The sequence below is a fragment of the Geodermatophilus sp. TF02-6 genome (assembly GCF_003319115.1).
GTDB lineage: Bacteria > Actinomycetota > Actinomycetes > Mycobacteriales > Geodermatophilaceae > Geodermatophilus.
Map to the genome: position 1 here is coordinate 36820 of NZ_QOHF01000021.1, position 21607 is coordinate 58426.

Consider the following 21607-nt stretch of genomic DNA (forward strand, 5'->3'; position numbering starts at 1 on the left):
TCCGGCACGGAACTGGCCGGCAAGTCCCGGTCAGCCCGCCGCCGCACCGGCCGGTCCGGCAGCGCCAGCCGGTTGAACGCCGTCCAGCAGAAGAACAACACGAGGGGAGGGACCCGCTAGTGGGTCAGAAGGTCAACCCGCACGGGTTCCGACTGGGCATCACCACCGACTACAAGTCCCGGTGGTACGCCGACAAGCTGTACAAGGACTACGTCAAGGAAGACGTGGCCATCCGCAAGCTGATGAGCAAGGGGATGGAACGGGCCGGGATCTCCAAGGTGGAGATCGAGCGTACCCGCGACCGCGTCCGCGTCGACATCCACACGGCCCGCCCGGGCATCGTCATCGGCCGCCGCGGCGCGGAGGCCGACCGCATCCGCGGCGAGCTGGAGAAGCTCACCGGCAAGCAGGTCCAGCTGAACATCCTCGAGGTCAAGAACCCCGAGGCCGACGCGCAGCTGGTGGCCCAGGGCGTCGCCGAGCAGCTGTCCAGCCGGGTCAGCTTCCGCCGCGCCATGCGCAAGGCGATGCAGTCGGCGCAGCGCAGCCCGCAGGTCAAGGGCATCCGGGTGCAGTGCTCCGGCCGGCTGGGCGGTACGGAGATGAGCCGGTCGGAGTTCTACCGCGAGGGTCGCGTGCCGCTGCACACCCTGCGCGCGAACATCGACTACGGCATCTACGAGGCCCGGACCACCTTCGGCCGCATCGGCGTCAAGGTCTGGATCTACAAGGGCGATGTCAGCGGCTCGCGCGCCGAGCGGGAGGCCCTCGAGGCCCTCGCCGCCCGCCAGCAGCGTCGCGAGCGGTCCCAGCGCCCCCGGCGGTCCGGCTCCTCCGGCACGACCGCCGGCGGGACCGAGGCCGGGCGCGCCGCCGCCGAGTCCTCGACCGGCCCGGCCCCGGACACCACCGACACGCTCGTGCAGACCTCCGGCGAGGTCGCGCCCGAGCAGACCGTCGCCGAGGCCGCCGGTCCCGAGGGGACCGCAGCCGCCGAGACGAGCGCCGAGGCCGGCTCCGCCGAGACCACGGCCACCGAGAACCAGTCCACGTCGACCGAGCAGGGGGTCTGACACCGTGCTGATCCCACGGCGCGTCAAGCACCGCAAGCAGCACCACCCGAGCCGCTCGGGTCGGGCCAAGGGTGGGACCGAGATCAACTTCGGTGAGTACGCCATCCAGGCCCTCGAGCCGGCGTACGTGACCAACCGGCAGATCGAGTCGGCTCGTATCGCCATGACCCGCCACATCCGCCGCGGCGGCAAGGTGTGGATCTCGATCTATCCGGACCGCCCGCTCACCAAGAAGCCGGCCGAGACCCGCATGGGCTCCGGCAAGGGATCGCCCGAGTGGTGGGTCGCCAACGTCAAGCCCGGCCGGATCATGTTCGAGCTGTCCGGCGTCGCCGAGCCGGTGGCCCGCGAGGCCATGCGCCGCGCGATCCACAAGCTGCCGATGAAGTGCCGCTTCATCACGCGTGAAGGAGAGGTGTGATGGCCGCCGGTCTGACCGCTCCCGAGCTGCGTGAGCTCTCCGCCGAGGAGCTCGCCACGCGGCTGCGCGAGTCCAAGGAAGAACTGTTCAACCTGCGGTTCCAGGTGGCCACCGGCCAGCTGGACAACAACCGGCGGCTGCAGACCGTGCGCCGCGACATCGCGCGGATCTACACGATCATGCGCGAGCGCGAGCTGGGTCTCTCGGTCGCCCCGAACGAGGGTGTGGCATGAGCGAGGGTGCGGTCGACGAGCGCCAGGGGTCCAACAGCCAGGTCGCCGGCCGGGCCCCCGGTGGGCGCGGCTACCGCAAGGTGCGGGAGGGCCTGGTGGTCAGCGACAAGATGGAGAAGACCATCGTCGTCGAGGTCGAGGACCGGGTGAAGCACGGCCTCTACGGCAAGGTCATCCGGCGCACCAGCAAGCTGAAGGCCCACGACGAGCAGCAGGTCGCCGGCATCGGTGACCGGGTGCAGATCATGGAGACCCGGCCGTTGTCGGCCACCAAGCGGTGGCGGCTGGTCGAGGTCCTCGAGAGGGCCAAGTAACAGAGCTCGAGAGGGCCGAGTAGCAGAGAACGCCGAGTGACACCAGTGCCCCTCCGGGGCGGGTCCAGGAGCGAGTACCCTGGACGACTGGCGCGCCCCGCGGGTGCGCGCCCCATCCCGGTACCCGTGCTTCGGACGCATCGGCGGCACCTGCTGTCGGTGCGTCCGCGCGTGGGTGCCGGACAGCCGGTTCACCGATCCGGCCCGGCTGTCACACAGAGATCTGGGAGTAGGACGTGATCCAGCAGGAGTCGCGACTGCGGGTCGCCGACAACACGGGTGCGAAGGAGATCCTCTGCATCCGGGTGCTCGGCGGTTCCGGGCGACGCTACGCGGGCATCGGCGACGTCATCGTCGCCACCGTCAAGGACGCACTGCCCGGTGCCGGGGTCAAGCGGGGCGACGTGGTCAAGGCCGTCGTCGTCCGCACGGCGAAGGAGCGGCGTCGTCCCGACGGCTCCTACATCCGCTTCGACGAGAACGCCGCCGTCATCATCCGTGACAGCGGAGACCCGCGGGGTACGCGCATCTTCGGCCCGGTCGGCCGTGAACTGCGCGACAAGCGGTTCATGCGGATCATCTCGCTCGCTCCGGAGGTGCTCTAGACCATGGCGACGAAGACGAACAAGAAGGCTGCCGCCAGGACGCCGTCGATGAAGGTGAAGAAGGGCGACACCGTCGTCGTGCTGTCCGGCAAGGACAAGGGCGCCAAGGGCCGGGTGATCGCCGCCTACCCCAAGCTGCAGAAGGTCCTCGTGGAGGGCATCGGCCGGGTGAAGAAGCACACCCGGATCAGCACCAACCAGCGGGGTGCCCAGTCGGGCGGGATCGTCACCCAGGAGGCTCCCATCCACGTGAGCAACGTGATGGTGATCGACTCCGAGGGCAGGCCGACCCGGGTCGGCTACCGCAAGGACGAGGACGGCCGCAGCATCCGGGTCTCGCGGCGCACCGGGAAGGACCTCTGAGACATGTCGTCGATGACCGAGAGCGCACCCACCCGTGAGCTGCCCCGCTTGCTGGCCCGCTACCGCGAGGACATCGTGCCGGCCCTGCAGGAGGAGTTCGGCTACGCCAACGTCATGCAGATCCCGCGGCTGACCAAGATCGTCGTCAACATGGGCGTCGGCGAGGCGACCCGCGACGCGAAGCTGATGGACGGCGCGGTCCGCGACCTCACCGCGATCACCGGGCAGAAGCCGGCGGTGGTCCGGGCCCGCAGGTCCATCGCGCAGTTCAAGCTCCGCGAGGGCATGCCGATCGGTGCCAAGGTCACCCTGCGCGGTGACCGCATGTGGGAGTTCCTGGACCGGCTGCTGTCGCTGGCCCTGCCCCGCATCCGTGACTTCCGCGGCCTGAACGCCAGGCAGTTCGACGGGCACGGCAACTACACGTTCGGCCTGACCGAGCAGTCGATGTTCCGCGAGATCGACGTCGACAAGATCGACCGGCCGCGCGGCATGGACATCACGCTGGTCACCACCGCCACGACCGACGAGGAGGGTCGCGAGCTCCTCCGCCTGCTGGGCTTTCCGTTCGCCGGCCAGCCCGTCGTGACCACCACCCGCTGAGCCGGGGGAGGAGACACTCCATGGCCAAGAAGGCGCTGATCAACAAGGCGGCCCGCAAGCCCAAGTTCGCGGTTCGCGGCTACACCCGCTGCCAGCGGTGCGGCCGCCCGCACTCGGTCTTCCGCAAGTTCGGCCTGTGCCGCATCTGCCTGCGGGAGATGGCCCACGCCGGCGAGCTGCCGGGCGTCAGCAAGTCCAGCTGGTGAGAGGACCCCGTCCTCTCCACCCTTCGCGAGCTCAGGGCGGGACCCGGGACGGGGCCACACGGTGGCCCTGAGCCGGGCCGTTCCATTCCGTTACTGATCGCCGAGAGGCCCGCGCGGCACCGCGCGAGGAACCGCGGCGAGAGAGGCACGACACCCATGACGATGACCGACCCGATCGCGGACATGCTGACGCGGATCCGGAACGCCAACCAGGCGTACCACGACTCCACGACCATGCCGTCGTCGAAGCTGAAGACGCACATCGCCGAGATCCTCCAGCAGGAGGGCTACATCGCCGGCTGGAAGGTCAACGAGGTCGAGAAGGACGGCGCCACCCGCAGGGAGCTGGTGGTCGACCTCAAGTACGGCCCCAACCGCGAGCGGAGCATCGCCGGCGTCCGGCGCGTGTCCAAGCCCGGTCTGCGGGTGTACGCCAAGTCCACCGCGCTGCCCAAGGTGCTCGGCGGCCTCGGGGTGGCCATCATCTCCACCTCGACCGGGCTGCTGACCGACCGGCAGGCGAACAAGAAGGGCGTGGGTGGGGAAGTCCTCGCCTACGTCTGGTGAGGAGCGAGTGAGATGTCACGGATCGGACGACTCCCGATCCCCGTGCCCGGTGGCGTGGACGTCGCCATCGACGGTCAGATGGTGCGGGTGACCGGCCCCCGGGGCTCCCTGGCGCACACCGTCGCGTCCCCGATCACCGTCGAGCGCGGTGAGGACGGCACGCTCTCGGTGCAGCGGCCCAACGACGAGCGGTCCAGCCGCGCACTGCACGGGCTGTCGCGCACGCTCATCGCGAACATGATCACCGGCGTCACCGACGGGTACACCAAGACCCTCGAGATCGTCGGCGTGGGCTACCGCGTGCAGGCCCGCGGCTCGGACCTCGAGTTCGCCCTGGGCTACAGCCACCCGGTGCCGGTGCGGGCCCCCGAGGGCATCACCTTCACCGTCGAGACCCCGACCCGCCTCACGGTCACCGGGATCGACAAGCAGCAGGTCGGACAGGTCGCGGCCAACATCCGCAGACTGCGCCGTCCGGACCCCTACAAGGGCAAGGGCGTGCGCTACCAGGGTGAGGCCATCAGGCGCAAGGTCGGGAAGACGGGTAAGTGATGGCACAGACAACGACTTCGCGGGGCGGGGCGCCTACTCGGGTGCACAAGCCCGTCGGCACCGACATCAGCACCGCGCGACGCGCCGCCCGCCTGCGCCGGCACAACCGGCTGCGCAAGCGGGTCGGGGGCACGCCGGAGCGGCCGCGCCTGGTGGTCAACCGCAGCTCGCGGCACATCCACGTGCAGGTGGTCGACGACACCGTCGGCCGGACCCTGGTCAGCGCGTCGACGCTGGACGCCAGCCTGCGGGGTGCCGAGGGCGACAAGTCCACCCTGGCCCGTCAGGTCGGCGCCCTGGTCGCCGAGCGTGCGAAGGCCGCCGGCATCACCGCGGTCGTGTTCGACCGTGGCGGCAACCGCTACCAGGGCCGCATCGCGGCGCTGGCCGACGGCGCCCGCGAGGGTGGTCTGGACTTCTGATGGACGCGAGCAACCGCAAGCCGAACTCGGTGCCGACACGGGTTCACGAGACGATGAAGATCGAGAGGGACGTCTGATGCCAGGACCACAGCGACGCGGCGGCGGCGCCGGTGGCGGTAACGACCGCCGCGACCGTCGTGACGGCGGGCGGGGGCCCGGCAGCGCGCCTGCCGAGAAGAGCAACTTCATCGAGCGCGTGGTGGCCATCAACCGCGTGTCCAAGGTCGTCAAGGGTGGCCGGCGCTTCAGCTTCACCGCCCTGGTGGTCGTGGGCGACGGCGACGGCACCGTGGGGGTGGGCTACGGCAAGGCCAAGGAGGTGCCCGCGGCGATCGCCAAGGGTGTCGAGGAGGCCAAGAAGCACTTCTACCGGGTGCCGCGCATCGGCAGCACCATCCCGCACCCGGTGCAGGGTGAGGCGGCCGCCGGCGTCGTGCTGCTCAAGCCGGCCAGCCCCGGTACCGGTGTCATCGCCGGTGGCCCGGTGCGCGCCGTCCTGGAGTGCGCCGGCATCCACGACGTGCTGTCCAAGAGCCTCGGGTCCTCGAACCCGATCAACATCGTGCACGCCACCATGCAGGCGCTGAAGGAGCTCGTGCGCCCCGAGGAGATCGCGGCCCGCCGCGGTCTACCCCTCGAGGACGTCGCTCCGGCGGCCATGCTTCGGGCGCGTGCGGGTCAGGGGGCCTGACGTGGCGCAGCTCAAGGTCACCCAGATCCGGTCGGCCATCGGGACCAAGCCCAACCAGCGCCAGACGCTGCGCTCGCTGGGCCTCAAGCGGATCAACGACTCGGTCGTGCAGGAGGACCGCCCCGAGATCCGCGGGATGATCGCGACGGTGCCGCACCTGGTGACCGTCGAAGAGATCAGCCGGACTGCGGCTGAGTAGGGACGCTTCCATGACTCTCAAGGTCCACCACCTGCGTCCGGCCCCGGGCGCCCGCACCGCCAAGACCCGCGTGGGCCGCGGCGAGGGCTCCAAGGGCAAGACCGCCGGTCGCGGCACCAAGGGCACCGGTGCGCGCAGCTCCACCTCTGCGCGCTTCGAGGGTGGTCAGACGCCGCTGCACATGCGGCTGCCGAAGCTCTCGGGCTTCAAGAACCCGAACAAGGTCGTCTTCCAGGTCGTCAACCTCGACCGGATCGTGGCCCTGTTCCCCCAGGGCGGTTCGGTGAACCCCGACTCCCTGGCCGAGGCCGGCGCGGTGCGCCGCGGCCAGCCGGTGAAGGTGCTCGGCACCGGCGACCTGGGCGGCGTCCAGGTGCACGTGCACGCGCACGCCTTCTCGGCCTCCGCCGTGGACAAGATCGGCGCTGCGGGGGGCAGCACCACCCGCATCTGACGAAGGACCCCTCTGTAGAAGGACCTCCTCCTCCCCACCCCTCGCAGGCTCGGGGCGGGACCCGGGAGGAGGCCGCAGGGGGGCCTTCTGCTGTCCGGACCGACGTCCGGCGCCGGCCGCCAGAGGACGGCGCGAGCGCGACGCCCGTCCGGACGGGGACCCGGCCGCGGCCGACCCCACCGTTGCTAACCTCATCCGATCGAGCAGGGGAGGGCACGTGCTGCAGGCGTTCGCCGCGGCGTTCCGGACGCCAGACCTCCGGCGCAAGCTGTTGTTCTCCCTGGGGATCATCGCCGTCTACCGGTTGGGCGCCGCGGTCCCCGGCCCGGGCGTCTCGGTCGAGGCGATCAACAGCTGCCTCGAGCAGGCCCAGGCCTCCGACCAGCGGGACCTCTACTCGCTGGTGAACCTCTTCTCCGGCGGCGCGCTGCTGCGACTGTCGGTCTTCGCGCTCGGGATCATGCCCTACATCACGGCGAGCATCATCGTGCAGCTGCTGGTCGTGGTGATCCCCCGCTTCGAGCAGCTGAAGAAGGAAGGGCAGTCGGGGCAGCAGAAGCTGACCCAGTACACGCGCTACCTGACGATCGCGCTGGCCATCCTGCAGAGCACCGGGATCATCGCCCTGGCCCGCAGCGGCCAGCTGTTCCCGGGCTGCTCCCAGGACATCATCCCGTCGAGCTCCATCTGGACGACGGTGGTCCTGGTCGTCGCCCTCACCGCCGGCACCACCGTGATCATGTGGCTGGGCGAGCTGCTCACCGAGAAGGGGATCGGCAACGGCATGTCCGTGCTGATCTTCACCTCGATCGCCGCGCGGATCCCCGCCGAGGGCGGCTCGATCCTGCAGACCCGTGGCGGCTTCGTCTTCGCCGTCGTCTGCGTCATCGCCGTCGTCATCATCGGCACCGTGGTCTGGGTCGAACAGGCCCAACGGCGCATCCCGGTGCAGTACGCCAAACGCATGGTCGGCCGCCGCATGTACGGCGGGACGTCGACCTACCTGCCGCTGAAGGTCAACCAGGCCGGCGTCATCCCGGTCATCTTCGCCTCGTCGCTGCTGTACCTGCCGCAGCTGATCACCCAGCTGCAGGGGGACGAGACCGGGCCGGTCCGCCGCTTCTTCGAGAACTACGTCATCAACCAGAGCAGCCCCGCGCACATCGCCATCTACTTCGGCCTGATCGTCTTCTTCACGTACTTCTACGTGTCGATCACCTTCAACCCCGAGGAGCGGGCCGAGGACATGAAGCGCTACGGCGGCTTCATCCCGGGCATCCGTCCCGGCCGGCCGACCGCGGAGTACCTGCAGTACGTGTTGTCCCGGATCACCCTGCCGGGGTCGATCTACCTGGGCCTGGTGGCAGTGCTGCCCAACCTGTTCCTCTCCATCACGCAGCAGGGACAGAACCAGAACTTCCCGTTCGGCGGGACCGCGGTACTGATCATGGTGGGAGTGGGGTTGGAGACGGTGAAGCAGATCGAGACGCAACTCAACCAGCGCAACTACGAAGGGTTCCTGAAGTAGTGCGCGTCGTGCTGCTCGGCCCCCCCGGGGCGGGCAAGGGCACCCAGGCGCAGATCATCGCCGGCCGGCGCGGCGTGCCGGCGATCTCGACCGGCGACATCTTCCGCGCCAATGTCAGCGGACAGACCGAGCTGGGCCTGCTGGCCAAGGGTTTCATGGACGCCGGTGAACTGGTGCCCGACGAGATCACCGTGTCCATGGTCAGGGACCGGCTGGCCGAGCCCGACGCCAAGGTGGGTTTCCTGCTCGACGGCTTCCCCCGGACGATCCCCCAGGCCGAACGGCTGCGCTCCTCGCTGCAGGAGCTCGGCCACGGCCTCGACCGCGTCCTGGAGCTGGTCGTCGACGAGGACGAGCTGGTCCGCCGGCTGTCGAGCCGGAGGATGCTGGTCGACGGGCAGTGGGTCCAGCGCGACGACGACGATCCCGAGACCGTGCGGCGCCGGCTGCACGTGTACCAGGAACAGACCGCGCCCCTGTCGGGTTTCTACGAGACAGCGGGGTTGCTGGCCCGCATCGCCGCCGTCGGCTCGGTGGAGGAGGTCACCGCGCGGGCGTTGGCGGCCCTCGGTCAGCCCGGGCCCGAGAGGTCCGACCCGACCGGGCAGCCGAGCGCGGGCTGAGGACGGGCGGCGCAGATGACGGCCGCCGGCATCCTCGGCCGCCTCCCGCTGCTGGCGAAGTGGAGTGGACGCATGATCCAGATCAAGACGCCGCACGAGCTCGAGCTCATGCGTGCCGCCGGGCTCGTCGTGGCCGGTGCCATCGCGGCGGTCCGCGCCGCCGTCCGGCCCGGGGTGACCACCGGGGAGCTCGACGCCATCGCCGAGGACCACATCCGCAGCGCCGGCGCCGTCCCGTCGTTCCTCGGGTACCACGGTTTCACCGGCAGCATCTGCGCGTCGATCAACGACGAGATCGTGCACGGCATCCCCACCAGCAGGCGAGTGCTGGCCGCGGGGGACAACATCTCCATCGACTGCGGCGCGATCCTGCACGGCTGGCACGGTGACTCCGCCGTCACGGTGACGGTCGGTCCGCCGTCGGCCGCGGACGCCGCACTGAACGACGTGACCGAGCGGTCCATGTGGGCCGGTCTGGCCAAGGCCGTGGCCGGAGGCCGGCTGACCGACATCAGCTCCGCGGTCGAGCGGACCGTCACCGCCGAGGGTCACCCCTACGGGATCGTCGACCACTACGGCGGGCACGGCATCGGCACCGAGATGCACCAGGACCCGCACGTGCTCAACTACGGCCGCCCCGGCCGCGGGCCGCGGCTGGTGCCCGGCCTGGCCCTGGCCATCGAGCCGATGGTCACCGTGGGGGACCCGGCGACCGTCGAGCTCGAGGACGGCTGGACCGTGGTGACCAAGGACGGGTCGCGCGCGGCCCACTTCGAGCACACCGTCGCCGTCACGCCCGAGGGCCCGTGGGTGCTCACCGCCGAGGACGGCGGCGTCGCGGGGTTGGCTCCCTACGGGATCACCCCGCGCACCTGAGGAGCCGATCCCGGACGACCCGGTCCTGAGCCTGCGGCGACCAGGGCGGACGGCGGGTCCCGTGCAGGGCCCCGCTCCGAGCCCTGATGGTCCCCTCGCAGGGTCCCGCCGCGAGCCTGCGAGTGGCGGGGGCGAGGGGGTCCTTCAAGGGGAGGAGGGGGTCCTTTCAGGCGTGGCGGGGAGCACGGGGGTCCTTCCCCACCGCGGGCGGTTGGAGAGGGGCGCGGGAGCGGGGTACAGTAGCCGCTGGCGTTCGCGCCGTCCTGTTGCCGTGCTGTGGCCGTACGACGCAGGGCGCCCTCTCGCGGATGTCCGCACCACCAGTTCTGCACACAACCGAGCGCGCCCGCCGAGTCCCCGTGTGGCCGCGTGAGGACGACCAGCACCATCGAGTCAGGGAGGCCGTGTCGGGCATGGCGAAGAAGGACGGGGCCATCGAGGTCGAGGGTCGCGTCGTCGAGCCGCTGCCCAACGCGATGTTCCGGGTGGAGCTGCAGAACGGGCACCGGGTGCTCGCCCACATCAGCGGCAAGATGCGCCAGCACTACATCCGCATCCTGCCCGAGGACCGCGTGGTCGTGGAGCTCTCGCCCTACGACCTGACCCGCGGTCGCATCGTCTACCGGTACAAGTAACCGCCGCTGCGCGGCGCCCGGACGGCGCCGGCGCGCGCGGCACACGAGCGACAGGAATGAGGGGCGGCACCGGTGAAGGTCCAGCCGTCGGTGAAGAAGATCTGCGACAAGTGCAAGGTGATCCGCCGGCACGGCCGGGTCATGGTCATCTGCGACAACGCCCGCCACAAGCAGCGGCAGGGCTGAGGGAGTACCGAGACATGGCACGACTGGCCGGCGTGGACCTGCCCCGCGAGAAGCGGATGGAGATCGCGCTCACCTACATCTACGGCATCGGCAAGGCCCACGCCAAGGAGACCCTGGCCGCGACGGGGGTCAGCCCCGACCTGCGCGCCCGGGACCTCACCGACGAGGACCTGCTGAAGCTGCGCGACTACATCGACGAGCACTTCCGCGTCGAGGGCGATCTGCGCCGCGAGGTGGCCGCCGACATCCGCCGCAAGGTCGAGATCGGCTGCTACCAGGGCCTGCGCCACCGCCGCGGGCTACCGGTGCACGGTCAGCGCACCCGCACCAACGCGCGCTCGAGCAAGGGCCCGCGCAAGACCATCGCCGGCAAGAAGAAGGCCGGCAAGAAGTAGAAGGACCACCCTTCCCCCCACGCCCCGCACGCTCAGGCGGAGGGCCCCTGAAGGGTGGCCGTTCCACCAGGCCACGAAAGATAAGGAACGACACAGACTCATGCCTCCCAGGGCTCGTACCGCGGCGGGTGCCAAGAAGGTCCGCCGTAAGGAGAAGAAGAACGTCGCCCACGGCGCCGCGCACATCAAGAGCACCTTCAACAACACGATCGTGTCGATCACCGACCCCAACGGGAACGTGATCAGCTGGGCCTCCGCCGGCCACGTCGGCTTCAAGGGCTCGCGCAAGTCCACGCCGTTCGCCGCGCAGATGGCCGCCGAGAACGCCGCCCGCAAGGCGCAGGAGCACGGCATGCGCAAGGTCGACGTCTTCGTCAAGGGCCCCGGCTCCGGCCGCGAGACCGCCATCCGGTCGCTGCAGGCCACCGGCCTGGAGGTGGGCCAGATCCAGGACGTGACCCCGCAGCCGCACAACGGCTGCCGCCCCAAGAAGCGCCGCCGGGTCTGACCGGCCACTGACGAGACGAACGAGGTAGAGAACCGTGGCCCGTTACGCCGGAGCCGACTGCCGGATGTGCCGGCGCGAGAAGATGAAGCTGTTCCTCAAGGGCAGCAAGTGCGAGTCCCCGAAGTGCCCCATCGAGATCCGGCCGTACCCGCCGGGCGAGCACGGCCGGGGACGCAGCAAGGACAGCGAGTACCTGCTGCAGCTGCGGGAGAAGCAGAAGGCCCGCCGTATCTACGGCGTGCTGGAGAAGCAGTTCCGCGGCTACTATGAGGAGGCCAACCGCAAGACCGGCAAGACCGGTGAGGTCCTCCTGCAGATCCTCGAGTCGCGGCTGGACAACGTGGTCTACCGGGCCGGCTTCGCCGAGTCCCGCGACATGGCCCGCCAGCTGGTGCGCCACGGCCACATCCGGGTCAACGGCCGCAAGGTCGACATCCCGAGCTACCGGGTGAGCCGGAACGACATCATCGAGGTCGCCGAGAAGTCCAAGGCGCTGGTGCCGTTCCAGATCGCCCAGGCCCGCGCCGGCGAGCGCCCCGTGCCGCCGTGGCTGGAGGTCATCAGCAACCAGCTGCGCGTGCTCGTCCACGACATCCCGGCCCGCCAGGTGATCGACACCCCGGTCCAGGAGCAGCTGATCGTCGAGCTCTACTCCAAGTAGCAGAAGGACCCCCTGCCCCCCGCTCGGTGAAACACCCCGTCCTCCCCACCCTTCGCAAGCTCAGGATGGGACCCTGGACGGGGCGGACCCTGCAGGGGCCGACGGCTCCGGCGGGCGGACCGATGTCCGCCGGGGCCTGCACCACCCCCTCACGGCGTCATATGGCGGGCGCCGGAGGACCCCAAGGAGAACACCACGATGCTCATCGCCCAGCGTCCGACGTTGACCGAGGAGACCATCTCCGAGCAGCGCTCGCGGTTCGTCATCGAGCCGTTGGAGCCCGGTTTCGGCTACACCCTCGGCAACTCGCTGCGCCGCACCCTCCTCTCCTCCATCCCCGGTGCTGCCGTGACCAGCATCCGGATCGAGGGCACCCTGCACGAGTTCACCACCGTGCCCGGGGTCAAGGAGGACGTCACCGAGATCATCCTCAACCTCAAGGGCTTGGTCGTCAGCTCCGACTCCGACGAGCCGGTGACCATGTACCTGCGCAAGCAGGGCCCCGGTGAGGTCACCGCCGCCGACATCGCGCCGCCGGCCGGTGTCGAGGTGCACAACCCCGACCTGCACATCGCCACGCTGAACGGCAAGGGCCGGTTGGAGATCGAGCTGGTCGTCGAGCGGGGCCGCGGCTACGTCCCGGCGCCGCAGAACAAGCAGCCGGGTCAGGAGATCGGCCGGATCCCGGTCGACTCCATCTACTCCCCGGTCCTCAAGGTCACCTACGGCGTCGAGGCCACCCGCGTCGAGCAGCGCACCGACTTCGACCGGCTGGTGGTCGACGTCGAGACCAAGCCATCGATCGCCCCGCGCGACGCGATCGCCAGCGCCGGCTCCACGTTGGTCGAGCTGTTCGGCCTGCTGCGCGAGCTCAACGTCGACGCCGAGGGCATCGAGGTCGGCCCGAGCCCGGCCGAGGCCGCCGACATCGCCAACTTCTCGATGCCGATCGAGGACATGGACCTCACCGTCCGGTCCTACAACTGCCTCAAGCGCGAGGGTGTGCACACCGTCGGTGAGCTCGTCACCAGGTCCGAGGCCGACCTGCTGGACATCCGCAACTTCGGGGCCAAGTCGATCGACGAGGTCAAGATGAAGCTGGCGGCGATGGGCCTCGCGCTCAAGGACAGCCCGCCCGGGTTCATCCCCACCTCGGTCGAGAGCTACGACGAGGGCTACGAGACCGACGCCTACCACGGGACCCCGGAGTACAGCGACATCGAGTACAGCGACGGGTCCTACCAGGAGACCGAGCAGCTCTGAGAAGGGACCCCGCCGCCCCCCATGACTCGCACGCTCGCCGTGGGATCCTGCAGCGGGGCCGCTCAGGCCTCACCGCCACACTGGACGCAGAAGGAACCGCAGCCGTGCACCGATCGCCGGCCGCCTGAGGAAGGACCGACATGCCCACCCCGACCAAGGGCCCCCGTCTCGGCGGGTCCCCCGCGCACGAGCGGCTGATGCTGGCCAACCTGGCCACGGCGCTGTTCGAGCACGGGCGGATCACCACCACCGAGACCAAGGCGAAGCGGCTGCGCCCGTTCGCCGAGAAGCTGGTGACCTTCGCCAAGCGGGGTGACCTGCACGCCCGTCGCCAGGTGATGAGCGTCATCCGGGACAAGGACGTCGTCCACCACCTGTTCGCCGAGATCGGCCCCCGGTACGAGAACCGGCCCGGCGGCTACACGCGGATCACCAAGGTGGGCTCGCGCAAGGGGGACAACGCGCCCATGGCGGTCATCGAGCTGGTGGAGGGGCTGACCGTGGCTCAGCAGGCGGTCGGTGAGGCCGAGCGCGCCCGCGGCACGCGTTTCGTGCCCGGCGCCGGTGCCGCGGCCGCCTCCGGCGAGGTCACCGCCGACGCGCTCGAGTCGGCCGACACCGCCGACGAGGACGCCACCCCGGTCACCGACACCGAGTCCGACCCCGCCCAGCCCGACGACGAGAGCACCGGCCCCGGCGGGGACACCTCCCCGGCCGTGGTGGCGGGCGACGTGGACCCCGAGGCCCAGCAGATCGTCACCGACGTCTTCACCCCCGACGGTGAGCGGCAGGACGACGGCGACGTCACGCCCGAGCCGACCGCGGAGAACCTCGCGGTCGTCGACGACCCGGCCCTCTCCCCGGAGCTGGCCGCCGCGGCCGCGGCCGAGGTGGAGGCCGCGGAGCTGAGCGACGCTGCCACGGCCGGCTCGCACGCCCCGGGCGGTGACGCGGCACCCGACCCCAAGCTGGGCTGAGCACCACGCACGGCACCGACGAGCCCGTCACCGTCCCCGGTGGCGGGCTCGTCCGTCTCCGGTTGAGCATCGCCTACGACGGCACGGCCCTGCACGGGTGGGCCCGCCAGCCGGGGCAGCGGACCGTCCAGGGCGACCTCGAGGCGGCGCTGGCCACCGTGCTGCGCTGCCCGGTCGACCTCACCGTCGCCGGGCGCACCGACACCGGCGTGCACGCCACCGGGCAGGTCGCCCACGCCGACGTCCCCCGGCCGGCGTGGGAGCAGCAGCGGGGACTGGTCCGCCGGCTGCGCGGCGTCCTCGCGCCCGACATCGTGGTCTCCGCGGTCGACGAGGCGCCGGCCGACTTCGACGCCCGCTTCGGCGTCCTGCGCCGCCACTACGTCTACCGGTGCAGCGACGCCGCCTCCGGACCTCCGCCCCTGCGCCGTGTCGACACCGTCGGCTGGCCGCGGCGCCTGGACGTCGAGGCGATGGGGTTCGCCGCCGGGCCGCTGCTCGGTGAGCACGACTTCGCCGCCTACTGCCGCCGGCGGGAGGGGGCGACCACGGTGCGCACCCTGCTCGCGCTCTCCGCGGCGCGGGAGGGCGACCTGGTCACGATCCGCGCATCGGCCGACGCCTTCTGCCACTCGATGGTGCGCAGCCTCGTCGGCGCCCTGCTGGCCGTGGGGGAGGGGCGCCGTCCGCCGGAGTGGCCGGCCACGCTGCTGACGCGCACCGACCGCGCCGGCGAGGTGGTCGTCGCCCCGGCCGCGGGACTCACCCTCGTCGCGGTCGACTACCCGCCCGACGCCGAGCTGGCGGCTCGGGCCCGGGTCACCCGCGCCCGCCGCACGGCCCCGTCCGGAGGCTTGCCGCGAGCTTGCGAGCGGTGAGAGGGACGGGGTCCTTTCTCAGGGCAGTGCGGCGACCGCCTCGTCGATCGGGGTGTCGCCGCTGACGAGCTCCACGACCTCGTCGGTCTTGCCGCGGTCGAGGAGGGCGAGCAGGACGGCGGCGACGTCGTCCCGAGGGACCTCGCCGTACTCGACCCCGTGGGCGAGGGTGACCCGTCCGGTGCCCGGGTCGTCGGTGAGCCGCCCGGGCCGCAGGACGACGGTGCCCAGCCCGGGCCGGGGCAGGATCGCGTCCTCGGCGGCCAGCTTGGCCTGCAGGTAGACGGCGAAGACCGGGTCCATGCCGGGGGGCGTGCCCTGACGGGCCTGCTCCACGCCCATCGAGGAGACCAGCAGGTAGGGCCGGACCCCGGCCCGCTCGGCCGCGTCGGCCAGGAGCAGGGCGGCGCCCTTGTCGACGGTGTGCTTGCGGGCGGCGCCGCTGCCCGGCCCGGCGCCCGCGGCGAAGACGACCGCGTCGGCGCCGCGGACCACCTCGGCGACCTGGTCGACCGTGGCCTGCTCGAGGTCGAGGACGACCGGCTCCACGCCGTCGGCCCGCAGGTCGGCCGCGTGGGCGGGGTTGCGGACGATGCCGACCACGGTGTCCCCGCGGGCGGCCAGCAGGCAGCCGAGCCTGCGGGCGACCTGTCCGTGGGCTCCGGCGATGGCGACGCGCACGGCGCGGGGTTACCCCCGGGGGTGGCGCGGTACCCGGCGCGTCCCGAGCCGAGCCGCGGCGGCCCGGGCGCGGTCGAGGTCGGCCGGGGTGTCGCAGTCGGTCCAGGGCGGCGGGCGGCCGGGCTCGACCGCGGGGTGCAGCCGGCGCACCGCCAGCGGGGCGAACGCCTTCCGGACCGAGGTGGGGCCGGTGACGTCGGCGACGGCGGCGTGCAGGGCCGCGGTGCGCCAGATCCCGAGCAACAGCTGGTCGCGGTCGGTGTCGTCGACGACGAGCACGCCGTCGCCGGTCAGCCGCTCGCGCAGCGCCTGGACCACTCCGGTGGTGAGGAACGGCAGGTCGCCGGCGAGCAGGGCGACCACCTCGGTGGGGACCTGCGCCAACCCGGCCCGCATCGCCGCCACCGGGCCGCCGCGGGGCGGGTCCTCCCGCACCACGACGACGTCGGGCGGCACCGGCTGGGGCGGGCCGACGACGATCCGCGGCGCGGCGTCGGGGACGGCGGCGAGCACCGCGGCCAGGATCGTCCGGCCGCCGACGTCGAGCTGCGGCTTGGCCTGCCCGCCCATCCGCGCCGCCCGTCCCCCGGCCAGCACGACGGCGGCGTAGGGCGGCAGCGCGGGCACCCTCCGACCGTAGGTGCCGGACGTGGGTAACGTCGCCCCGTGGGACGAGTGACCAGCCGGACGCCGGTGCTGCGGATCCGTGGCGCGGCGCACAGCAACCGCCCGGACACGGTCGCGGCCGAGGAGCCACTGGAGATCCGGCTGTCCGGCAGCCCGCTGGCGGTGACCATGCGGACGCCGGGGCACGACTTCGACCTGGTGCACGGCTTCCTCGCCACCGAGGGCGTGATCTCCGGCCGCGACGACGTCCTGGGGCTGCGCTACTGCGACTCGGTCGACGCCGACGGGCGCAACACCTACAACGTCGTCGACGTCGACCTCGCCCCCGGCGTGCAACCCCCGGACACCGCGCTGGACCGGCACTTCTACACGTCGAGCTCGTGCGGCGTCTGCGGCAAGGCGAGCATCGACGCCCTCCGCACGAAGACCCGGCACGACGTCTCCGGCGACGGCACCCGGCTGCCTCTGGCGACGCTGCTCGCGCTGCCCGACCGGCTCCGCGCCGCCCAGCAGGTGTTCGACCGGACCGGCGGGCTGCACGCGGCCGGCCTGTTCACCGCGGGCGGCGAGCTGGTCGCGCTCCGGGAGGACGTGGGCCGGCACAACGCCGTGGACAAGGTGGTGGGCGACGCGGTGCGTGCGGGTCGGCTGCCCCTGGCCGGGCACGTGCTCATGGTCAGCGGCCGGGCCAGCTTCGAGCTGACCCAGAAGGCGGCGATGGCCGGCATCCCGGTGCTGGCCGCGGTGTCGGCGCCGTCGTCCCTGGCCGTGGAGCTCGCCGCCGACGTCGGGATCACCCTGGTCGGCTTCCTCCGCGGCGACGGCTGCAACGTCTACACCTGCCCGGAGCGGATCGTCCTGCCGGGGTGAGTGGCCGCGGCGGGACCCTGCAGGGGGCGCCTCGACGTCGTCGACGCGGATGTCGAGGTGCTCCTGCGGAAGGCGAGTGCGCGCTCCCCCCCCCCGCGAGGCGGTGTCGTCCGGTGGGCCGACGACGCCCGCGCTCAGTGGTCGCCGCCGCGCAGCTGGCTGACCACGTGCGGCAGCAGCGGGCCGAGCACGGCGAGCCCGTCGCGGACCCCGCCGGTGGAGCCGGGCAGGTTCACGACCAGCGTGCGGCCGACGGTGCCGGCCAGCCCGCGGGAGAGCACCGACGTCGCCACCTTGCCCTCGCCGTACCGGCGCACGGCCTCGGCGATCCCCGGGGCCTCGCGCTCGAGCACCCGGCGGGTGGCCTCGGGGGTGACGTCGGTGGGGGACAGCCCGGTGCCGCCGGTGGTCAGCACGACGTCCGCGCCGGAGGCGGTCGCCTGCTGGAGCACCACCTCGAGCTCGGCGACGTCGTCCGGGCACACGTGCGGCCCCTCGACGGTGAACCCGAGCGCGCGCAGCCCCTCGGCCAGCGCCTGCCCACTGCGGTCGGCGTAGACCCCGGCCGCGGCGCGGTTGGATGCGGTGACGACGACGGCGCGCGCGCCGGCGGGCAGCTCGGAGCTCACCGTCGCCACTCCCCGCTCTTCCCGCCGGACTTGGCCAGCAGCCGGACGTCGGTGATCGTGGCCCTCGGGTCGACGGCCTTGACCATGTCGATGACGGTCAGCCCGGCGACGGCGACGGAGGTGAGCGCCTCCATCTCCACGCCGGTGCGGTCGGCGGTGCGCGCCGTGGCGGTGATCTCCACGGCGTCGTCGGCCACGGTCACCTCGACGCGCACGCCGTGCAGCGCGATCGGGTGGCACAGCGGCACCAGGTCCGGCGTCCGCTTGGCCCCGGCGATGCCTGCGATCCGGGCGACGGCGACCGCGTCGCCCTTGGGCACCCCCTCCCCGCGCAGCAGCGCGACCACCTCGGGGCTGACCAGCACCCGGCCGGCGGCGGTGGCCTCGCGGGCGGTGACCGGCTTGGCGGAGACGTCGACCATCCGGGCGGCGCCGGCCTCGTCGACGTGGGTGAGCTTCGCGTCGTTCACTGCAGGGCTCCTTCGACGAGCACGACGTCGACCTGCGCGCCGGCGGGCAGTTCGGTCACGTCCTCGGGGACGACGACCAGGCAGTTGGCGCGGGCCAGGTGCGCGACCAGGTGCGACCCCGGCCCACCGACCTGCGAGACCTCCCCGGCGTCGTAGCGGCCGCGCAGGAACTGACGCCTGCCGGCGGGGGAACGCAGCGGCGCGGTGAGCGTCGCCGGGGCGCGCAGCCGCACGGGCGCGGCGTGGCCGAGCGCGCGGCGCAGCGCCGGGCGGACGAAGACCTCGAAGGAGACGAACGCGCTCACCGGGTTGCCGGGCAGGGTGACCACCGGGACGCCGTCCACCGTGCCCGCGCCCTGCGGACCGCCGGGCTGCATGGCGACCTTGACGAACTCGACCGTGCCGAGCGCTCGGAAGGCGTCCTTGACCACCTCGTAGGCGCCGGCGCTGACCCCGCCGCTGGTGATCAGCAGGTCAGCCGGGCCGTCTGCCCGCCCAGCCAGCTCGGCGCGCACGGTGGCGAGGAACTGGTCGACGTCGTCGGGGACGAAGTGCAGCCGCCGTGCCGTGCCGCCGGCGTCCTCGACGGCGGCCACCAGCAGCGCGGAGTTCGACTCGTAGACCTGCCCCGGCAGCAGCGGCGCCCCGGGCTCGACCAGCTCGCTGCCGGTGGAGAGCACCAGGACGCGGGGGCGGCGGCGGACGGGCAGGGTCCGCACGCCGACGGCCGCGGCCAGGCCCAGCTGGGCCGCGCCCAGCGGCGTGCCCGCGGTGAGCGCGACCGTCCCGGCGCCGATGTCCTCCCCGGCGCGCCGCAGGTGGGTGCCGGCGGCGGGGGCGTCGCGGACCTCCACGACCTCGGTGCCGCCGTCGGTGAGCTCGACCGGCACGACGACGTCCGCACCGGCCGGCAGCGGCGCGCCGGTCATGATCCGCTGCACGGTGCCCCGGGCCAGCGGGACGACGTCGGTGCGCCCGGCCGGGACGTCGTCGGCGACCGGCAGCCGCACCGGCGGAGCGGACACCTCGGCCCACCGGGCGGCGTAGCCGTCCATCGCGGAGTTGTCGAAGCCGGGCAGCGACACCGGCGCGGTCACGTCGCGGGCCAGGACGCGGTTGTGCGCGTCCGCGAGCGCCACCTCCTCCTCCGCCATCGCGGGCAGCAGACCGGCGACGACCGCCTGGTGTTCCTCGACCGTGCGCACGGTCCCATCCTGACCGATCGCCCGCTGCCCGCACCCGCGAGGGAGGAACACGGCCGACGTCGCGGGCCGGCACGGGGACGTCCAGGCGGTGTCGCTGCGTCCTGTCCACCGCCGCGCACGCCGGCGGCCGCCCGGAGCGGTCCCGGTGGCGGGGAGGCGGTCCGCCGCGGCAGCTGACTAGGGTCCCAGGAGGACCGCAGGACGAGCGACGGAGGTGGACGTGTCCGAGGTCGACCGGATGCTGGCGGCCAACACGGACTGGGCACGCCGCTTCCCCGGCTCCAAGGACGTGCGCCCGGCCCGGCGCGTCGCCGTGGTGGCCTGCATGGACTCCCGGATGCCGCTGTTCCAGATGCTCGGCCTGGAGGTCGGCGACGCGCACGTCATCCGCAACGCCGGCGGCGTCGTCACCGAGGACGTCGTCCGCTCGCTCACCGTCTCCCAGCACGTGCTCGGCACCCGGGAGATCCTGCTGGTCCACCACACCCAGTGCGGGCTCCAGGCGACCGACGACACGGCGTTCGCCGACCTGGTGGAGGGGGCGACCGGCCGCCGTCCGCCGTGGGCCGTCCGCGCGTTCCGGGACGCCGAGGACGACGTCCGCGAGTCGATGCAGCTGATCCGGGAGAGCCCCTACCTGCTCTCCCGGGAGGTCCGCGGCACGGTCTACGACGTCACGACCGGGGAGCTGCGCGAGGTGCGCTGACAGAGGGACCCCCTGCCCGCCACTCGCAAGCTCGTGGTGGGACCCTGCAGGGGGCCGACGGCCCCTCTGCAGGGGGTCCTTCCACCTGCAGGGGGCCCATCCGGCACAGCGGCGCGGATCCGCCGGCTGGTATCGTGGCCTGCTGGCGCGCGCAGGCCGGCTGGTGCCCGCGCGCTGCACCGTCTCCCGTGCTCGGTGAGGCGATCCCACCAGCCGCTCCGACGACGACGAGAGGTGACGAGCCCGTGCGCACGTACACCCCCAAGCCCGGCGAGGTCAGCCGGGCCTGGCACGTCATCGACGCCACCGACGTGGTGCTCGGTCGACTCGCCAGCCAGACCGCGATCCTGCTCCGCGGCAAGCACAAGCCCCAGTACGCCCCGCACGTGGACGTCGGCGACTTCGTCGTCGTCGTCAACGCCGGCAAGGTGGCCCTGACCGGTTCCAAGCGCGACGAGAAGATGGCCTACCGCCACTCCGGGTACCCCGGTGGCCTCAAGCAGATCCGCGTCGGCGACCAGCTGCGCACCCACCCCGACCGCGTCGTCGAGCGCGCGGTGAAGGGCATGCTGCCGCACAACAGCCTGGGCCGGCAGATGCTCAGGAAGCTGAAGGTGTACGCCGGGCCCGAGCACCCGCACGCCGCTCAGCAGCCCCAGCCCTACGAGATCAAGCAGGTGGCGCAGTGAGCGAGCCTGCGAGCTCACCAGTGGACACAGCGGCGTCGGTCACGACGTCGACGAGCGCCAGCGAGGAGACGAAGTGACCTCCGCACTGACCGTGACCGACGCCTCGGGGCGTCCGGTGCAGACCGTCGGCCGGCGCAAGGAGGCCGTGGTCCGCGTGCGGCTGCTGCCCGGCACCGGCCAGTTCCGGCTCAACGGCCGCACCCTCGAGCAGTACTTCCCGAACAAGGTGCACCAGCAGCTCATCCGCGAGCCGCTGGTGACCGTCGAGCGGGCCGAGCAGTACGACGTCGTCGGCATCCTCAAGGGCGGCGGCGTGAGCGGCCAGGCCGGCGCGCTGCGCCTGGCGATCGCCCGAGCGCTGGTCGAGGTCGACACCGAGGACCGCCCGCCCCTGAAGAAGGCCGGCTTCCTCACCCGCGACGCCCGCGTCACCGAACGCAAGAAGTACGGGTTGAAGAAGGCCCGCAAGGCGCCGCAGTACTCGAAGCGCTGACCGA

Annotated in this window: 33 protein-coding genes and 1 pseudogene; 29 read left to right on the top strand and 5 right to left on the bottom strand. The window is 72.2% G+C overall.

Features of this window, described 5'->3' with window-relative positions:
- Window positions 1–119: 119 nt before the first annotated feature.
- From rpsC to truA, 25 genes and pseudogenes are all read left to right on the top strand, one after another.
- Entirely contained in the window at window positions 120–1073 is a 954-nt protein-coding gene (gene rpsC, locus DQ238_RS17600) for a 30S ribosomal protein S3 (protein WP_113782558.1), read from the top strand.
- A 4-nt stretch (window positions 1074–1077) separates the two neighbouring features.
- On the top strand, window positions 1078–1494 hold the full coding sequence (gene rplP / locus DQ238_RS17605; protein ID WP_012950475.1) for a 50S ribosomal protein L16: 417 nt from the start codon (window positions 1078–1080) through the stop codon (window positions 1492–1494).
- Entirely contained in the window at window positions 1494–1727 is a 234-nt protein-coding gene (gene rpmC, locus DQ238_RS17610; protein ID WP_072919070.1) for a 50S ribosomal protein L29, read from the top strand. The genes rplP and rpmC overlap by 1 nt, the downstream gene beginning before the upstream one ends.
- A complete protein-coding gene (rpsQ, locus tag DQ238_RS17615; RefSeq protein ID WP_305037576.1) occupies window positions 1724–2041 on the top strand; it encodes a 30S ribosomal protein S17 in 318 nt (105 codons plus the stop codon). The genes rpmC and rpsQ overlap by 4 nt, the downstream gene beginning before the upstream one ends.
- A 236-nt stretch (window positions 2042–2277) precedes the next feature.
- Window positions 2278–2646, top strand: a complete 369-nt coding sequence (gene rplN / locus DQ238_RS17620; protein ID WP_072919076.1) for a 50S ribosomal protein L14 — start codon at window positions 2278–2280, stop codon at window positions 2644–2646.
- Window positions 2647–2694: 48 nt separating this feature from the next.
- Window positions 2695–3009, top strand: a complete 315-nt coding sequence (gene rplX, locus DQ238_RS17625; RefSeq protein WP_113782559.1) for a 50S ribosomal protein L24 — start codon at window positions 2695–2697, stop codon at window positions 3007–3009.
- Between the two features lie 12 nt (window positions 3010–3021).
- Window positions 3022–3612, top strand: a complete 591-nt coding sequence (gene rplE, locus DQ238_RS17630; protein WP_113782606.1) for a 50S ribosomal protein L5 — start codon at window positions 3022–3024, stop codon at window positions 3610–3612.
- Window positions 3613–3632: 20 nt separating this feature from the next.
- Complete coding sequence (locus tag DQ238_RS17635) at window positions 3633–3818, top strand: type Z 30S ribosomal protein S14 (RefSeq protein ID WP_012950469.1); 186 nt, start codon at window positions 3633–3635, stop codon at window positions 3816–3818.
- A gap of 156 nt (window positions 3819–3974) precedes the next feature.
- The gene (gene rpsH, locus DQ238_RS17640) at window positions 3975–4385 is read left to right on the top strand and encodes a 30S ribosomal protein S8 (protein WP_113782560.1); all 411 of its coding nucleotides are present in this window, start codon (window positions 3975–3977) and stop codon (window positions 4383–4385) included.
- 12 nt (window positions 4386–4397) lie between these two features.
- Window positions 4398–4937, top strand: coding sequence for a 50S ribosomal protein L6 (rplF, locus tag DQ238_RS17645; protein ID WP_113782561.1), 540 nt, complete (start codon window positions 4398–4400; stop codon window positions 4935–4937).
- Complete coding sequence (gene rplR, locus DQ238_RS17650; RefSeq protein ID WP_113782607.1) at window positions 4937–5359, top strand: 50S ribosomal protein L18; 423 nt, start codon at window positions 4937–4939, stop codon at window positions 5357–5359. The genes rplF and rplR overlap by 1 nt, the downstream gene beginning before the upstream one ends.
- Before the next feature lie 76 nt (window positions 5360–5435).
- The gene (gene rpsE / locus DQ238_RS17655; protein ID WP_113782562.1) at window positions 5436–6050 is read left to right on the top strand and encodes a 30S ribosomal protein S5; all 615 of its coding nucleotides are present in this window, start codon (window positions 5436–5438) and stop codon (window positions 6048–6050) included.
- Window position 6051: 1 nt separating this feature from the next.
- Window positions 6052–6249 carry a 50S ribosomal protein L30 gene (rpmD, locus tag DQ238_RS17660; RefSeq protein ID WP_113782608.1) on the top strand — a complete coding sequence of 66 codons (198 nt, stop codon included), beginning with the start codon at window positions 6052–6054 and terminating at the stop codon, window positions 6247–6249.
- Between the two features lie 10 nt (window positions 6250–6259).
- On the top strand, window positions 6260–6703 hold the full coding sequence (rplO, locus tag DQ238_RS17665; protein WP_113782563.1) for a 50S ribosomal protein L15: 444 nt from the start codon (window positions 6260–6262) through the stop codon (window positions 6701–6703).
- Window positions 6704–6920: 217 nt separating this feature from the next.
- Window positions 6921–8231 carry a preprotein translocase subunit SecY gene (gene secY, locus DQ238_RS17670; RefSeq protein WP_113782564.1) on the top strand — a complete coding sequence of 437 codons (1311 nt, stop codon included), beginning with the start codon at window positions 6921–6923 and terminating at the stop codon, window positions 8229–8231.
- The gene (locus DQ238_RS17675) at window positions 8231–8854 is read left to right on the top strand and encodes an adenylate kinase (RefSeq protein WP_113782565.1); all 624 of its coding nucleotides are present in this window, start codon (window positions 8231–8233) and stop codon (window positions 8852–8854) included. The genes secY and DQ238_RS17675 overlap by 1 nt, the downstream gene beginning before the upstream one ends.
- Before the next feature lie 72 nt (window positions 8855–8926).
- Window positions 8927–9730: a type I methionyl aminopeptidase gene (map, locus tag DQ238_RS17680; protein WP_113782609.1), complete on the top strand. Its 804-nt coding sequence runs from the start codon at window positions 8927–8929 to the stop codon at window positions 9728–9730.
- A 413-nt stretch (window positions 9731–10143) separates the two neighbouring features.
- Entirely contained in the window at window positions 10144–10365 is a 222-nt protein-coding gene (infA, locus tag DQ238_RS17685) for a translation initiation factor IF-1 (protein WP_012950459.1), read from the top strand.
- 72 nt (window positions 10366–10437) lie between these two features.
- Window positions 10438–10551 (top strand): 50S ribosomal protein L36, encoded by a 114-nt coding sequence (rpmJ, locus tag DQ238_RS17690; RefSeq protein ID WP_012950458.1) that lies wholly within the window; start codon window positions 10438–10440, stop codon window positions 10549–10551.
- 14 nt (window positions 10552–10565) lie between these two features.
- Window positions 10566–10946 carry a 30S ribosomal protein S13 gene (rpsM, locus tag DQ238_RS17695; RefSeq protein ID WP_113782566.1) on the top strand — a complete coding sequence of 127 codons (381 nt, stop codon included), beginning with the start codon at window positions 10566–10568 and terminating at the stop codon, window positions 10944–10946.
- Window positions 10947–11046: 100 nt separating this feature from the next.
- Entirely contained in the window at window positions 11047–11454 is a 408-nt protein-coding gene (gene rpsK, locus DQ238_RS17700) for a 30S ribosomal protein S11 (protein WP_026857037.1), read from the top strand.
- A gap of 34 nt (window positions 11455–11488) precedes the next feature.
- Window positions 11489–12115, top strand: a complete 627-nt coding sequence (gene rpsD / locus DQ238_RS17705; RefSeq protein WP_113782567.1) for a 30S ribosomal protein S4 — start codon at window positions 11489–11491, stop codon at window positions 12113–12115.
- A gap of 198 nt (window positions 12116–12313) precedes the next feature.
- Window positions 12314–13378 carry a DNA-directed RNA polymerase subunit alpha gene (locus tag DQ238_RS17710; protein WP_113782568.1) on the top strand — a complete coding sequence of 355 codons (1065 nt, stop codon included), beginning with the start codon at window positions 12314–12316 and terminating at the stop codon, window positions 13376–13378.
- A 140-nt stretch (window positions 13379–13518) separates the two neighbouring features.
- Window positions 13519–13866, top strand: a pseudogene (gene rplQ, locus DQ238_RS24460) (50S ribosomal protein L17); the annotation flags it as partial.
- 551 nt (window positions 13867–14417) lie between these two features.
- Complete coding sequence (truA, locus tag DQ238_RS17720; RefSeq protein WP_233496061.1) at window positions 14418–15233, top strand: tRNA pseudouridine(38-40) synthase TruA; 816 nt, start codon at window positions 14418–14420, stop codon at window positions 15231–15233.
- 18 nt (window positions 15234–15251) lie between these two features.
- On the opposite strand, the gene DQ238_RS17725 is transcribed toward truA, so the two are convergent.
- Both DQ238_RS17725 and DQ238_RS17730 read right to left on the bottom strand, forming a co-directional pair.
- The gene (locus DQ238_RS17725) at window positions 15252–15914 is read right to left on the bottom strand and encodes an NAD(P)-binding oxidoreductase (protein WP_113782571.1); all 663 of its coding nucleotides are present in this window, start codon (window positions 15912–15914) and stop codon (window positions 15252–15254) included.
- Between the two features lie 9 nt (window positions 15915–15923).
- Window positions 15924–16541, bottom strand: coding sequence for a molybdenum cofactor guanylyltransferase (locus DQ238_RS17730; RefSeq protein ID WP_113782572.1), 618 nt, complete (start codon window positions 16539–16541; stop codon window positions 15924–15926).
- A gap of 39 nt (window positions 16542–16580) precedes the next feature.
- On the opposite strand from DQ238_RS17730, the gene fdhD reads away from it, so the two are divergent.
- Window positions 16581–17411, top strand: coding sequence for a formate dehydrogenase accessory sulfurtransferase FdhD (gene fdhD / locus DQ238_RS17735; protein ID WP_113782573.1), 831 nt, complete (start codon window positions 16581–16583; stop codon window positions 17409–17411).
- 134 nt (window positions 17412–17545) lie between these two features.
- On the opposite strand, the gene DQ238_RS17740 is transcribed toward fdhD, so the two are convergent.
- From DQ238_RS17740 to glp, 3 genes are read right to left on the bottom strand one after another with little or no spacing between them, the layout of a single operon-like run.
- Window positions 17546–18040: a molybdenum cofactor biosynthesis protein B gene (locus tag DQ238_RS17740; protein ID WP_113782574.1), complete on the bottom strand. Its 495-nt coding sequence runs from the start codon at window positions 18038–18040 to the stop codon at window positions 17546–17548.
- Window positions 18037–18510: a cyclic pyranopterin monophosphate synthase MoaC gene (gene moaC, locus DQ238_RS17745; RefSeq protein WP_113782575.1), complete on the bottom strand. Its 474-nt coding sequence runs from the start codon at window positions 18508–18510 to the stop codon at window positions 18037–18039. The genes DQ238_RS17740 and moaC overlap by 4 nt, the downstream gene beginning before the upstream one ends.
- Entirely contained in the window at window positions 18507–19715 is a 1209-nt protein-coding gene (gene glp / locus DQ238_RS17750) for a gephyrin-like molybdotransferase Glp (RefSeq protein WP_113782576.1), read from the bottom strand. The genes moaC and glp overlap by 4 nt, the downstream gene beginning before the upstream one ends.
- Before the next feature lie 220 nt (window positions 19716–19935).
- Here glp and DQ238_RS17755 point away from each other — a divergent pair, with 220 nt between their 5' ends.
- The 3 genes from DQ238_RS17755 to rpsI all read left to right on the top strand — a co-directional run bounded on the left by DQ238_RS17755 (window position 19936) and on the right by rpsI (window position 21603).
- A complete protein-coding gene (locus tag DQ238_RS17755; RefSeq protein WP_113782610.1) occupies window positions 19936–20421 on the top strand; it encodes a carbonic anhydrase in 486 nt (161 codons plus the stop codon).
- A 245-nt stretch (window positions 20422–20666) separates the two neighbouring features.
- The gene (rplM, locus tag DQ238_RS17760) at window positions 20667–21110 is read left to right on the top strand and encodes a 50S ribosomal protein L13 (RefSeq protein ID WP_113782577.1); all 444 of its coding nucleotides are present in this window, start codon (window positions 20667–20669) and stop codon (window positions 21108–21110) included.
- A gap of 73 nt (window positions 21111–21183) precedes the next feature.
- Window positions 21184–21603, top strand: coding sequence for a 30S ribosomal protein S9 (gene rpsI, locus DQ238_RS17765; protein ID WP_113782578.1), 420 nt, complete (start codon window positions 21184–21186; stop codon window positions 21601–21603).
- Window positions 21604–21607 lie beyond the last annotated feature (4 nt).

What these genes read in the sequence shown, in the direction of transcription:
- rpmC (WP_072919070.1), top strand. Translation starts at nt 1,494, where the DNA reads ATGGCCGCCGGTCTGACCGCTCCCGAGCTGCGTGAGCTCTCCGCCGAG.
- rpsQ (WP_305037576.1), top strand. Translation starts at nt 1,724, where the DNA reads ATGAGCGAGGGTGCGGTCGACGAGCGCCAGGGGTCCAACAGCCAGGTC.
- rplX (WP_113782559.1), top strand. Translation starts at nt 2,695, where the DNA reads ATGAAGGTGAAGAAGGGCGACACCGTCGTCGTGCTGTCCGGCAAGGAC.
- rplE (WP_113782606.1), top strand. Translation starts at nt 3,022, where the DNA reads ATGACCGAGAGCGCACCCACCCGTGAGCTGCCCCGCTTGCTGGCCCGC.
- DQ238_RS17635 (WP_012950469.1), top strand. Translation starts at nt 3,633, where the DNA reads ATGGCCAAGAAGGCGCTGATCAACAAGGCGGCCCGCAAGCCCAAGTTC.
- rpsH (WP_113782560.1), top strand. Translation starts at nt 3,975, where the DNA reads ATGACGATGACCGACCCGATCGCGGACATGCTGACGCGGATCCGGAAC.
- rplF (WP_113782561.1), top strand. Translation starts at nt 4,398, where the DNA reads ATGTCACGGATCGGACGACTCCCGATCCCCGTGCCCGGTGGCGTGGAC.
- rplR (WP_113782607.1), top strand. Translation starts at nt 4,937, where the DNA reads ATGGCACAGACAACGACTTCGCGGGGCGGGGCGCCTACTCGGGTGCAC.
- rpsE (WP_113782562.1), top strand. Translation starts at nt 5,436, where the DNA reads ATGCCAGGACCACAGCGACGCGGCGGCGGCGCCGGTGGCGGTAACGAC.
- rplO (WP_113782563.1), top strand. Translation starts at nt 6,260, where the DNA reads ATGACTCTCAAGGTCCACCACCTGCGTCCGGCCCCGGGCGCCCGCACC.
- map (WP_113782609.1), top strand. Translation starts at nt 8,927, where the DNA reads ATGATCCAGATCAAGACGCCGCACGAGCTCGAGCTCATGCGTGCCGCC.
- infA (WP_012950459.1), top strand. Translation starts at nt 10,144, where the DNA reads ATGGCGAAGAAGGACGGGGCCATCGAGGTCGAGGGTCGCGTCGTCGAG.
- rpsM (WP_113782566.1), top strand. Translation starts at nt 10,566, where the DNA reads ATGGCACGACTGGCCGGCGTGGACCTGCCCCGCGAGAAGCGGATGGAG.
- rpsK (WP_026857037.1), top strand. Translation starts at nt 11,047, where the DNA reads ATGCCTCCCAGGGCTCGTACCGCGGCGGGTGCCAAGAAGGTCCGCCGT.
- DQ238_RS17710 (WP_113782568.1), top strand. Translation starts at nt 12,314, where the DNA reads ATGCTCATCGCCCAGCGTCCGACGTTGACCGAGGAGACCATCTCCGAG.